10 protein-coding genes are annotated in these 12,431 nt (G+C 42.5%); 5 read left to right on the plus strand and 5 right to left on the minus strand.

The window, feature by feature from the left end; translation table 11 throughout:
* Positions 1-104: 104 nt before the first annotated feature.
* The 5 genes from OCV56_RS10435 to OCV56_RS10455 all read right to left on the minus strand — a co-directional run bounded on the left by OCV56_RS10435 (position 105) and on the right by OCV56_RS10455 (position 4,983).
* Positions 105-782 carry an ABC transporter permease gene (locus OCV56_RS10435; protein WP_086713717.1) on the minus strand — a complete coding sequence of 226 codons (678 nt, stop codon included), beginning with the start codon at positions 780-782 and terminating at the stop codon, positions 105-107.
* A 2-nt stretch (positions 783-784) separates the two neighbouring features.
* Positions 785-1,525: an ABC transporter permease gene (locus OCV56_RS10440; RefSeq protein ID WP_048659692.1), complete on the minus strand. Its 741-nt coding sequence runs from the start codon at positions 1,523-1,525 to the stop codon at positions 785-787.
* Positions 1,526-1,604: 79 nt separating this feature from the next.
* Positions 1,605-2,375: an ABC transporter substrate-binding protein gene (locus OCV56_RS10445; RefSeq protein ID WP_086713718.1), complete on the minus strand. Its 771-nt coding sequence runs from the start codon at positions 2,373-2,375 to the stop codon at positions 1,605-1,607.
* Between the two features lie 136 nt (positions 2,376-2,511).
* Positions 2,512-3,282, minus strand: coding sequence for an ABC transporter ATP-binding protein (locus OCV56_RS10450; protein ID WP_004736532.1), 771 nt, complete (start codon positions 3,280-3,282; stop codon positions 2,512-2,514).
* Between the two features lie 237 nt (positions 3,283-3,519).
* Complete coding sequence (locus OCV56_RS10455) at positions 3,520-4,983, minus strand: hypothetical protein (protein WP_086713719.1); 1,464 nt, start codon at positions 4,981-4,983, stop codon at positions 3,520-3,522.
* Positions 4,984-5,419: 436 nt separating this feature from the next.
* On the opposite strand from OCV56_RS10455, the gene OCV56_RS10460 reads away from it, so the two are divergent.
* The 5 genes from OCV56_RS10460 (at position 5,420) to OCV56_RS10480 (ending at position 12,373) form a co-directional block, all read left to right on the plus strand.
* Complete coding sequence (locus OCV56_RS10460) at positions 5,420-6,961, plus strand: DUF3360 family protein (protein ID WP_086713720.1); 1,542 nt, start codon at positions 5,420-5,422, stop codon at positions 6,959-6,961.
* Positions 6,962-7,268: 307 nt separating this feature from the next.
* Complete coding sequence (gene pflB / locus OCV56_RS10465) at positions 7,269-9,545, plus strand: formate C-acetyltransferase (protein ID WP_086713721.1); 2,277 nt, start codon at positions 7,269-7,271, stop codon at positions 9,543-9,545.
* A 200-nt stretch (positions 9,546-9,745) separates the two neighbouring features.
* Complete coding sequence (locus tag OCV56_RS10470) at positions 9,746-10,747, plus strand: lipid A deacylase LpxR family protein (protein WP_086713722.1); 1,002 nt, start codon at positions 9,746-9,748, stop codon at positions 10,745-10,747.
* A 163-nt stretch (positions 10,748-10,910) separates the two neighbouring features.
* Positions 10,911-11,651, plus strand: a complete 741-nt coding sequence (gene pflA, locus OCV56_RS10475; protein WP_010437353.1) for a pyruvate formate lyase 1-activating protein — start codon at positions 10,911-10,913, stop codon at positions 11,649-11,651.
* 221 nt (positions 11,652-11,872) lie between these two features.
* Positions 11,873-12,373, plus strand: a complete 501-nt coding sequence (locus tag OCV56_RS10480) for a YfbU family protein (RefSeq protein WP_086713723.1) — start codon at positions 11,873-11,875, stop codon at positions 12,371-12,373.
* Positions 12,374-12,431 lie beyond the last annotated feature (58 nt).

Genomic DNA, 12,431 nt, shown 5'->3' on the forward strand with positions numbered 1-12,431 from the left:
TTAAATCAATCTATAAAACCAATAACCTAACGATATCCTGAATGGAGTTAACGCTTTTTAGAGAAACTGAATAATAAAAAACGGCGCTCGAAAGCGCCGTCTGGTTAACTTAATGGTCTTAGGTAAGCTAAGAATCGTTTCTCAGCGTATTTAAATATGGCGATGATGATAAACGTCAGTGCCATATAGAACAGACCTGCCGTCAAGAAAGATTCGAACGGTGCATAATAGCGCGAGTTAACTAGTCGAGCAGCACCCGTTAAATCCATAATTGTTACGATACCGGCAACAGCTGAACCGTGAAGCATAAAGATAACTTCGTTACTGTAGGCTGGCAGTGCACGACGTAGAGCACTTGGTAAAATGATGCGACGGTAAGTCTTCGGTGTACTCATGCCATATGCTTTTGCCGCTTCAACTTCCCCTTTAGGTAAGCCGTTAATTGCACCACGGATAATCTCGGCCGTGTATGCGGAGGTGTTCAGGATGAATGCCACTAGGGCACAGAACCAAGCGTTTTCCCATAGTGTGTCTTTTACTGGGAAGAATTGGTCCATACCGTAGTAAATCAGGTACAACTGCACCAGTAACGGTGTTCCACGGAAGAAATAGATGAACGACCAAGCCGGTGCATTAATCAGCATATTTGGGCTATTACGAGCGATAGCTAATGGTATTGCTACAAATAAGCCAATAACCAAAGCAACACATACCATCCAAGCCGTTGTCCATAAACCACCAAGGTAAATCGGCAGGCTTTCAATTATCAATGAAAAGTCCATAACTACCTCGCGTGGATACTGAATTTACGCTCAACCAGCTTAAGCAAGCCCGTCGAAACACTGGTGAAGAATAAGAAAATAAGCGCCACTGTCATGTAGAAGGTAAATGGCATTTTGGTTGAACCGGCAGCTAGTGCGCTAACACGGACCATGTCTTCTAGGCCGATAATTGAAACCAACGCCGTCGTTTTAAGTAAAACCAACCAGTTGTTACCAAAACCTGGCAGTGCGTGACGAATCATTTGCGGTAATAGAATACGACGGAACGCTAAAACAGGTCCCATGCCATAGGCCTTTGCCGCTTCCATTTCACCGCTATCAACTGCCATGATCGCACCACGGAAGGTTTCAGCCATGTAAGCGCCAAAAATAAAGCCAATGGTTAAGACACCAGCAATAAATGGGCTGACATCAATATAATCAGGTAAGTAAGAGGTCCATTCGTGATTAGGATCACTGGATGTGAACCACTCATTGAGCCACTCATTGATGGAATACAAACTGTTGTTTAAAAGGATTTGTCCACCAAAAAAAATCAGCATCATCAAGACGAGATCAGGAATACCTCGAATGACAGTTGTATAGAGGGTTGCAATAGCACGAGCCCAGCGATATGGCGCTAGTTTTGCTAAGGCACCTAGCATACCAAGAACCATAGCTAAAATTAGCGACAGCAAGGCAACTTCGATTGTAAGCACCGCCCCTTTCAGGATCGACGCTTCATATCCTTGTAAATCAAACATAATGAATTCCAACAGAACTGCGAAAAAGTTGGTAAGACAGGGAGAGGAGAGCCTCTCCCTTAAGAAGTGACGCTAGAGATTACTGACCGTATACGTCGTAATTGAAGTATTTAGCAGCGATATCTTGATAGATGCCTTTTTCACGTAGCGAAAGGATTGCAGCATCTAGTTGCTTGGTCAGATCTTTGTCTTGCTTACGTAGAGCAATACCAAAACCTTCACCGAACCACTTAGGATCTGTTAGTGATGGGCCAACAAACTCGTAAGCTTCACCACCAGCTTTGTTTAGTACGCCTTCTTCTAGAGCAGATGCATCGCCCAGTACAGCAGCAACACGACCGTTAGCTAGGTCAAGATAAGCTTCATCGAATGAACCATAACGAACGATCTCTACTGTGTCACCATAGTTATCTGTTAGGTATTTGTCGTGAGTTGTTGCACGTTGAACGGCAATTTTTTGACCACTTAGATCATCAAAGTTAAGGCCTGCACCTTTTTTGGCGATGAACTTGTTCGGGATAAGTGCGTATTTACCAGTGAAATCGATCTTTTTCTTACGCTCTTCCGTGATAGACATTGCCGCGATGATCGCATCATATTTACGAGCAAGTAGAGAAGGAATAATGCCATCCCAGTCTTGTGCAACAATCTTACACTTCACCTGCATTTCAGTACAAAGTGCGTTAGCCATATCGACATCGAAGCCTTTCAGTGAACCGTCAGCTTCTGTCCAGCTAAATGGAGGATAAGCACCTTCAATACCGAAACGTACTGTTTTCCATTCTTTTGCTTGAGCTACGCCCGTTACAGCAGTTGCAGCAAGTGCCGCGACTAATAACCACTTTTTCATATCCCTACTCCTGTGATTTAGGTTTTTATGTTTTGCTAGTTTTAATATTGTGTTTGTTGTTACTTATTAACTTACTTGTTGTGTTTTATTGTTCACACCGTCGCAATTTACCTTAGCAACGGTATTTCAATTCTGATTAGTAAATCGATGAGATAAATTGTTGTAATCGCTCAGATTCAGGTTCCGTAAACAGTTTAGCTGGATCGCCCTGCTCTTCCACTAGACCTTGGTGTAGGAACATGACGTGGTTTGATACGTCACGAGCAAAAGCCATTTCATGAGTCACCACGAGCATGGTTCTTCCCTCTTCGGCTAGATCACGCATTACGCCAAGTACTTCGCCTACTAGCTCTGGGTCTAATGCCGATGTTGGTTCATCAAACAGCATAACTTCAGGGTCAACCGCTAGCGCTCGCGCAATAGCAGCACGCTGTTGTTGTCCTCCTGATAAGTGACCTGGGTAGTAATCTTTACGCTCATACAGACCTACTTTTTTAAGTAGTAGCTCTGCATTTTCAATCGCTTGTGCTTTAGGTACACCTAAGACGTGAACAGGCGCTTCGATAACGTTTTCGAGAACGGTCAGGTGAGACCACAGATTGAAACCCTGAAAAACCATCGCCAAACGAGAACGGATTCGCTGTACTTGTTTTTCATTGGCAGGAACAGAAACACCTTGGCGGTTGTTTTTCATTTGAATCAATTCGCCATTAACCCAAATTTCGCCTGCAGTAGGTGTCTCTAATAGATTGATACATCTAAGAAAAGTACTTTTACCCGACCCTGAAGAGCCGATAATCGATACTACATCGCCTTTATGCGCAGAAAGTGAAATTCCCTTTAAAACTTCATTTTGACCAAACGTTTTGTGTAGATCCTTTATGTCCAGCGCTGGTACATCTTTCATGCGCTTTCTCTCCCAAGTTTGTGAAAATGCAAGGTACTCCGACCTTTTCATGCGATACAAACTAGCACCCCACGGAGCAACATGCAACAAATTATTAACCTGTCAATTGGGAATAAATAGCGATTCACTCTGACTTATTATGCACTAGGTAGCGTTTTCCTCTCAATTCCATGAATAAGAATCATAAAAAAACCCCGATTGACGGGGCTTTTATGTTTCGCTTTTGTTAACTCAACACTATTTACTAATCATTAAATAGTTTTGATTCTGGACCTTCACACCTGTTTTATTTAGGGCAACTTCATTAATAACAAGCCCGTCCAAGTCTTCATCCAAATCAGTGACGTTACCGTGCGCGAATGCAGTCAAGAAGTCGTAACCTGTAATGTCTGACTCTTCTGTTTCGATTAGAACTGTCTGGTGGATAGGATCTACAGATGGATCTAGCTGTAACTCATTCTTTATAGTATTAGAGTAGTCATAGTAATAAAGTTCGGGAACTACTAGTGTATTTTCTAAGTGAGTAAACAGCTTATGTGTCAGTTTATGGAGGCCGCTACTTAAGCTTTCTGTCGTATAAGCGACTCTCATCTTTCCGACTTCATCCGTAAAGCTAAAATCAAGATCTAAATTATTACCCGATAGTGTCGGCAAGTTAGCTGGCAAAGAATTCAAGTCAAATAAAGAATCAGTCGCAACGCTTACATCCCAAGCGCCTTCAACATACAACTTCTTGTTAAGATCAATATTCCAACCATTTAATGGAGTATCCGACTCAACACTCAAGCTCCAACTTTCAGTACTTGGAGTATCTGGATGTGTAAAGTCTGCCTGAGTGCTAGGAATCGTTACTATGTCGTAGCTAAATTCGCCCTGACTAACCTTAATCTCAACACTCGAGTAATCAAAGTCATTTGTGTGCGTCAGTTGAGCTTTGTTTCCTGCCATACTTACCAAATCTAAAGTACTAGCGTTACTCCAATCACGCACACCGTATTGATGCAAATAATCACCCTTGAACTGCGTAACAATAGTTGATTCAGTTGTCCCATTCGGTAAGGCACGCGCATCTAGACTATCAATCGAATATGTCGGTACTGACTCTTCAGCTAACTGCGATTGAAAAATATAGTTTCCGCCTTCAGATACTACAGCACTATAAGACAAGTCATTACGTGTGGTTCTACTAAAGTTCTCACCTTTGTTACAGCTACTAACAGCTTCGCGATTCATACCAAATGTCGCATTCCTAAGCGTTAAGTCTTCTAAGTACTCTTTAGAAAATGTATTCGCAGTAAAATGCGTATTGTTAGCTTCACGAATTTGGAACGTAATAAAGCCATCATCAGGTATACCTTCCAAAGTAAATGATAACTTCAAGTTACTAGGAGCAATTAAATCACCAACCCTTGCCCCCGATGCATCCGAGTAGTAGGCAATCACATTTTCATTATTTAGTTGTGACTCAATCGCAGGTTGGTAAGTCAATACCGTTGTCTGTTGACTACTATTCTCTCCGCGCTCATAGACTGTGCAGTTTGAAGTATTGTTACTCTCAAGAATTGTGTTCGGGGCAGAAAACATAAAGTCAAACTTTGTTGATGGCGCACCACCGCCACCACCACCGCCGCCGCTTCCACCACAACCAACCAGTAGTCCTGAGATCATTGCCGCTAGTGGCAACATTTGTCTATTTTTCATCGATTTCCGTCCTGTTTGTGGCAACAGCGCGCCAAAATTAAGTCTCTGCGGGTGATAAAGCAAAAAACACGCCAAGCATTTAAAAGACTTACTTGTTTTTCTGATAGAAATGTAATGAAGTGGGATAAACGTCAATTTGTGAAAATAAATTACACGATTCATCAATGGGAAGTTAATGAATCGCTGCGTTTTGTAGCTTTCTTTCACATACACTCATAAAGTGATCAAGATCAATCACCCTAAAGGGTAAGCTTGTTAGACTCCTCAGCAAAGAATAAGGCATTAAAAATGCCAAACATTTCTTTTAACTTAGCTGCATAAAGCACATCAAGACCGTGCAACATAATGTTAATAAGTTATAACTAAGAAATAACGCAATTACGCGAACTTATAGAATTCAATTTTAGAATTACTAACATAAAAATATGAGGAATCTATGTCAGACGTTGTGAATAATGCGAACTCTGAAGTAGAAGAGAAAAGCTATAAAGAACTACACCGCCCTGCTTCTGAATTTGAGAGCCGCTCAGATTATCTAGATCATGAGCTTCAAATCATGAAGCCTCGACGCTTCGGTTTAAACCTTCCTGGTCGTGATTTCCGCTTCGAACTTGAAGACCTTGTTCCTGCACTTGCTGGTACCATTGGTATTATCGCGATGTACTCAGCAGTAATGATGTCTTGGGCTGATGGCCTTACTCAAGCTTGGGATCACGTAAACCTCGGCAAAGAGTTTGCGATTGAAGTCGCTCGTGTAGAAATGCTTATCCCTGCACTGCTGTTCTGTATCCTTGCTTCTGGTTTCTTTAACCCTAAAGCAAACCTTGCCGGTAACCACGGCCCAATGATTCCTCTTATTGGTACCATCGCTTTAGCTGGTGCTCACCCTCTTGCATTGGCAATTCTTATTGGTGTCTTCGGTCTAATCCTAAGTTTCCTAAAAGGCGGCTCCAAGCTGGTTAATCTTACTTCGGAAGGTACCGCTGGTGGCTTGCTCATTTTCTTAGGCCTAACGGGCACCATGAGCCAAATTAACTCGATTCAAGCATGGGCGGTTGGTCTTCAATCTTCTACTGTAGAAGCGGGAAGCATGGGCTACGTTGGTTTAATCGTTCTTGCTATTACTATTGCTATCTACGCTTTCTTAGCAAAAGTGAACAAGCGTTGGTTAGCTATCCCCGTTTGTGCATTCACAGGCCTTGCTATTGCTTTAGCACTAGGTGCTGGTTTCGATATCGTATTCGAAACTGAAATGGGTATTCCAAACCTAAATCCAGTTTACTGGTGGGGTTCTACTTCTGAAGGTTGGATGCTTGGCTTGCCAAACGTTGAACACTTCATTGCATCTCTACCATTTGCAATTCTTGCAGTAGCTATGTGGTCTCCTGACTTCCTAGGTCACCGTATCTTCCAAGAACTTAACTACCCTAAGAAATCTGAAAAAGTACTTATGGACGTAGATGACACAATGACTATGTGTTCAGTTCGCCAAATGGTTGGTACTGCAGTTGGTGGTGGTAACATCACATCTTCTTGGGGTACTTACATGATCCCAGCAGCAATCGCGAAACGTCCAATTCCTGGCGGCGCAATCTTGCTTGGTTCTCTATGTATTATTGTTGCGATTCTTGGTTTCCCAATGGACGTTGCAGTATGGCCACCAGTGATGCGTGTAGCGCTACTTGTAGGTGTATCTCTGCCTCTACTGGAAGCGGGTATGCAAATGGTTAAGGATTCAAAAGATTCTCAAGCAGCTGGTATCTGTATCTTCGGCTCAGCGGTTGTTAACCCAGTACTAGCATGGGCACTGACTATGCTTCTTGATAACAACGGTCTAATTGGTGATAAAGAACGTGCGAAGCGTCTATCATTTGTAGACAAGATTGTTATCCCAGTTGGCGTTTTAGTTATCTGTCTAGTAGCAATGCTTGCAGTTGGTATGCTAGAAAGTCAATATGGCCTAAAAGCTTGGCTATAATGGTTCTTACTACACAAAAGTAGTATTGGGATTAAAAAAAAGTTTGGGTGGCAACCCCTGTCACTCAAATTTTTTCAACTTTTTTTGGCATTTATTGATTTAGTTTAAGGTTTGCAGGAATTTTTTAGCGTAGTCTTGAATACATAGAGTAAAGACAACATATAAAATGTAGTGACAATATATATAACCATATGAATCTAATATGCTCATATATATTGTTATTAATAAGAGTGTACTACCCTTTCGAGGGGCGCTGGCTCAACAGTGTTAATGTACGTATTTTTTCTACTAAAAAGGTAGGTATGTCATGGCAGAGCAATTTGCTAAAGCTTGGGAAGATTTTGCTGCAGGTGAGTGGCAAAGCGAAGTAAACGTTCGTGATTTCATTCAAAAGAACTACACGCCGTATGAAGGCGACGAGTCTTTCCTAGTTTCTGAGGGTACTGAAGCAACTAACAAGCTTTGGTCTTCGGTAATGGAAGGTATCAAACAGGAAAACGCAACTAAAGCACCTGTAGATTTCGATACTTCTGTTATCTCTACCATCACTGCTCACGATGCAGGTTACATTGAGAAAGATCTTGAGACTATCGTTGGTCTACAAACTGAGAAGCCACTAAAACGTGCAATCATCCCTAACGGTGGTGTACGTATGGTTGAAGGTTCTTGTAAAGCATACGGTGAAACTCTTGACCCAATGGTTTCAAAAATCTACTCAGAATACCGTAAAACACACAATGCTGGTGTTTTCGATATCTACACTCCTGATATCCTAAAATGTCGTAAATCTGGTGTTCTGACTGGTCTTCCTGATGCTTACGGCCGTGGTCGTATCATTGGTGACTACCGTCGTGTTGCACTTTACGGTATTGATTTCCTAATGAAAGATAAAGCTGCTCAATTCGCTTCTCTACAAGAGCGTTTCGAGAATGGCGAAGATCTTGCTGCAACTATGCAATTGCGTGAAGAGATCTCTGAGCAACATCGTGCTCTAGGTCAAATCAAGCAAATGGCAGAGAAATACGGTTTCGATATCTCTGAGCCAGCTCAAACTGCTCAAGAAGCTATCCAGTGGACTTACTTCGGCTACCTAGCTGCTGTTAAATCTCAAAACGGTGCTGCTATGTCTCTAGGTCGTACTTCGACTTTCCTAGACATCTACATCGAACGTGATATCGCTGCTGGCAAAATCACAGAAGACCAAGCACAAGAAATGATCGACCACTTCGTAATGAAGCTGCGTATGGTTCGTTTCCTACGTACTCCTGAGTACGATGAGCTATTCTCTGGCGACCCAATCTGGGCAACAGAGTCTATGGGTGGTATGGGTATCGACGGTCGTACGCTAGTAACGCGTTCGAACTTCCGTTTCCTAAACTCTCTATACACTATGGGTCCTTCTCCAGAGCCAAACATCACTGTTCTTTGGTCTGAGCAACTACCTGACGGCTTCAAACGTTTCTGTGCGAAGGTATCTATCGATACTTCTTCTATCCAGTACGAAAATGATGACCTAATGCGTCCTGACCTTGGTTCTGATGATTACGCTATCGCTTGTTGTGTATCTCCAATGATCGTTGGTAAGCAAATGCAGTTCTTCGGAGCTCGTGCTAACCTTGCGAAAACAATGCTTTACGCAATCAACGGCGGTGTGGACGAAAAACTTAAGATGCAAGTTGGTCCTAAAGAAGCGCCAATGACTGACGCAGTTCTTGATTACGATAAAGTAATGGACCGTCTAGATCACTTCATGGACTGGTTAGCTAAGCAATACGTGACTGCACTAAACAGCATTCACTACATGCACGACAAGTACAGCTACGAAGCGTCTCTAATGGCTCTTCATGACCGTGACGTTCGTCGTACTATGGCTTGTGGTATTGCTGGTCTATCTGTTGCAGCTGACTCACTGTCTGCAATCAAATTCGCGACTGTTAAACCAATCCGCGACGAAGATGGCATCGCAACTGACTTCGAAATCGAAGGCGATTACCCTAAATACGGTAACAACGACTCTCGTGTAGATGACATTGCTTGTGAACTAGTTTCTACGTTCATGAACAAGATCCGTAAGCTTAAGACTTACCGTGATTCAATCCCTACACAGTCAGTTCTTACTATTACGTCTAACGTGGTTTACGGTAAGAAAACAGGTAACACTCCAGACGGTCGTCGTGCTGGCGCTCCTTTCGCTCCTGGTGCTAACCCAATGCACGGTCGTGATGAGAAAGGCGCTGTAGCTTCACTAACGTCTGTAGGTAAACTACCGTTTGCTGACGCACAAGATGGTATCTCTTACACGTTCTCTATCGTGCCAAACGCACTAGGTAAAGAACAAGACAGCCAACGTGCTAACCTTGCAGGTCTAATGGATGGTTACTTCCACCACGAAGCTGGCATTGAAGGTGGTCAACACCTTAACGTTAACGTTCTTAACCGCGAAACTCTTGAAGACGCAGTTAAGCACCCTGAGAAATACCCTCAGCTGACAATCCGTGTATCTGGTTACGCTGTTCGCTTTAACTCTCTAACTGCAGAGCAACAAGCTGACGTAATCGCACGTACATTTACTGAGTCTCTATAAGCTCACGCTCAATAGACAGTAAATAATATTAGCCCCGCCAATGTGCGGGGCTTTTTTATATCTGTTGTAAATCGCACAAGCTTAACCCATCCCTCGAAGTGTTAGATTGAGCAAAAAAGCACCCTTCCATTCACTTTTTTTCCACAAATTCTGTCAAATTACGGTAATATCGCGGTTCATAATTTAAGAGTAACTGCTCCATGAAATACCTGCGTTGTTTACCCCTGATTCTTCTCTCCTTTTCATCTTTGGCATCTGATCGTTCTACAGTCACTTTTGCTTTAGATAATGATGGTATTTTTGGTGTCGACCAAGACTATACCAACGGCTTATTTCTGGGTTACACATCATCAAGTATTACGCCACACAACTGGGTAAAGCCATTGAGCCTTTCTTACTGGGGCGCAAGCTCTCTAGATAAGTGGGAGGTCACGATTGGCCACAAAATGTATACGCCTTCAGATATTGAGTTGGAAACACCATCTGCCAATGATCGCCCGTATGCTGGCTACTTACACACAGAGTTCAATTACATCAGCTTGAATCCACAACAAGCTCAGCGCTTTAACATCACATTTGGTACAACAGGCGAACGTGCACTTTCAGAAGATGCTCAAAAGCTGGTTCACTCGATCACTAAATCGGATGAGCCTATGGGTTGGGAATACCAAATTGATGATGAGTGGGCGGGAAGCGTTGGTTATTTAAGCCATTTCAACCTGATGCGAAATCAAGCGTTAGTGAATACTGACTACGAAATCTCTAACGTTTCTGAAATCAACGTGGGTAACTTTAGAAGTGATATCTCGACTGGCTTTATGTTTCGTTGGGGTACAGATTTGGGCGGTAACTTTGGTGCTGCTCACATCACCACGGAAAACCCATTCAAACCCGGCATGATCGGTGCTTCAAATTCTGGCTGGTTTACCTACGCAGGCCTTGAAGGTCGTTACCGATTCAACGACCTGACTATCGAAGGCGATCGCTCAGGTGTTGATGAGTACGCTCATAAAAACAACGAAGATCCTGCTATCTACGATGTAACATTAGAGAACATTCAAGCGACAGCTGTGCTTGGTGTGGCTTGGTATAACCGATACGTTGGTGCCTCTTTCGCGCTAACAGCAAAAACACCGGATTACGAAGAAGCAAAAGAGTCGGTATACACCACTGGCGGTATCACAATGTTTGCTTTCTTCTAGCCATCAGCTGGGCTTTCATCCTTTACTTTTCAAGTTTAATAAGGGCAATCATCTTCACAGGTGATTGCCTTTATTTTTAAAGACCTCGTTACCATTTGACCCTATTTTATGTACCGTTTTTGTAATAAAATAAAGAGTATAAATTCCTCTACGAGAATAGCTCATGTCTACAACTGGTCGCATTCACTCATTCGAATCTTGTGGTACTGTCGATGGCCCTGGAATCCGCTTTATTGTGTTTCTTCAAGGCTGCTTAATGCGTTGTATGTACTGTCATAACCGTGATACATGGGATCTTCATGATGGAAAGGAAGTAACGGTTGAAGAGATCATCAACGAAGCAAAATCATACCGTCATTTCATGAAAGCATCGGGCGGTGGTATTACCTGCTCTGGTGGTGAAGCGATGCTACAACCTGAGTTTGTACGTGACTTTTTCCGCGCAGCTCAAGCTGAAGGCATCCACACTTGTCTTGATACTAACGGCTACATTCGTAAGCACACTGAAGTGGTTGATGAAGTACTAGAAGCCTCTGACCTAGTGATGCTCGATCTTAAGCACATGCGAGATGAGATTCACCACGATTTCATTGGCGTATCAAACAGACGTACTTTAGATTTTGCACGCTACCTACACAAAATCGGTAAGAAGACGTGGATTCGTTATGTGATTGTTCCTGGCTACACGGATACGCCTGAAGATGCTCATCTTTTGGGTGAATTCATCAAAGACATGGACAACATTGAAAAAGTAGAACTGCTTCCATACCACAAGCTTGGTGCTCATAAATGGGAAGCGCTTGGTTTTGACTACCCGCTTGAAGGAACAAATCCTCCAAGCAAAGAGAAAATGGACGAGATTGTTGCTGTTCTAAGCCAGTACCATTCAAACGTAAAATACTAATCTAGACTTACGTTCATAGTGATTTCAAACGCCTCAATTTCGATTGGGGCGTTTTCTTATTCGAGCCAAACAGCCCTTTCACTTTTCTTTACAACTTTTGTTTATCAATTCAAAAAATCATATTAAATCTGTGTTGAGATCATGTTTCCACTCGTAGGAATGCTGTTACTCTTACTTCAACAAAAGAATACAACATTTAGTTTTTTAGTGAGGCTTCTCCCATGGAAATGACCAATGCTCAGCGTCTAATTCTATCAAATCAATACTACCTAATGTCTCAAATGGATCCTGAGAACTCAGCTAAATACCAACGTCTACAAACGATTGTAGAGCGTGGTTACGAACTCCAAATGCGTGAGCTTAACAAAGAATTTGGTTGTTTGACTGAAGCAGAATGTCGCGAAATTATCGACATCATGGAGATGTACCATGCCATGCAAGAGTCGAACAAAATGCTTGAAGAAGACGAGCGTAAAGAGGTTGATCAACGTCGTCTTCAGTTCTTAGGTTTTGACATTGCGTCTGAAGCACAAATAGTACACTACGTGCGTTTCCTTGTTGATTCTGAAGGTCTTTACCCTCAATTCGACAAAGCGGATCACCACTTCAATAGCCAAATGCCAATGCTAGACAAGTACCGTCGCATGCTAACAACATGGCGTAACTGCCCTCGTCAGTATCACCTATGTGCAACAGAGCTATCTCAAATCTTTAGTGCTTAATACATTTATAGATTAGTTCTAACTTTTAAAAAGTTTAAAAAAAGGGTTACTCATCATG

The sequence above is a fragment of the Vibrio gigantis genome (assembly GCF_024347515.1).
Taxonomy (GTDB): domain Bacteria; phylum Pseudomonadota; class Gammaproteobacteria; order Enterobacterales; family Vibrionaceae; genus Vibrio; species Vibrio gigantis.